This window comes from Streptomyces sp. SID13726, assembly GCF_010548375.1.
Lineage (GTDB): Bacteria > Actinomycetota > Actinomycetes > Streptomycetales > Streptomycetaceae > Streptomyces.
In genome coordinates, this window is record NZ_JAAGLY010000283.1 from 1 (window position 1) to 502 (window position 502).

Consider the following 502-nt stretch of genomic DNA (forward strand, 5'->3'; position numbering starts at 1 on the left):
GCCGTCGAGCTCGACGTCGTAGCCGGTCTCCTCGCGCACCTCGCGGACGGCCGCGGCCTCCGGGTGCTCGCCGGGGTCGATGCCGCCGCCGGGCAGGGTCCACCCGTCGCGGCCTCCCTCGCTCCAGTGGGGGAGGAGCATCCTCCCGTCCTCACGGACGATCACGGCGTAGGCGGCGACGCGGATCTGCATGGACCCATCATGCGCGACGACCGTCGTCGAGCCCTGCGTCGGCGGCGACCAGGCGGGTCCGCCGCGCCGAGCATGCGAGGCCGTCCGCCCCGACGGCCGTACGGTCGACGACCGGCCTGCCCGGTCGGCGGGAAGGGGACTCTTGCGCGAACAACCGATGTCGAATACTCTGAATCAAGTATTCGGAGGTGAGCAATGTCCCGTCGTCCCGTGTCCAACCCGCTCGCGCTCGCCGTGCTCGCGAGCCTCGCCGAGCGACCGATGTACCCGTACGAGATCACGACGACCCTGCGCGAGCGGGGCAAGGACG

General features: G+C 71.7%; 1 protein-coding gene and 1 pseudogene. One reads left to right on the forward strand and one right to left on the reverse strand.

All coding sequences use genetic code 11. From position 1 onward, the window contains the following. Positions 1-192: NUDIX domain-containing protein (locus G3I78_RS47640; RefSeq protein ID WP_164436857.1), on the reverse strand; the 192-nt coding region annotated here is incomplete at its 3' end. A gap of 195 nt (positions 193-387) precedes the next feature. Between G3I78_RS47640 and G3I78_RS52590 the strand changes: the two are divergent. Continuing rightward, positions 388-502, forward strand: a pseudogene (locus G3I78_RS52590) (PadR family transcriptional regulator); the annotation flags it as partial.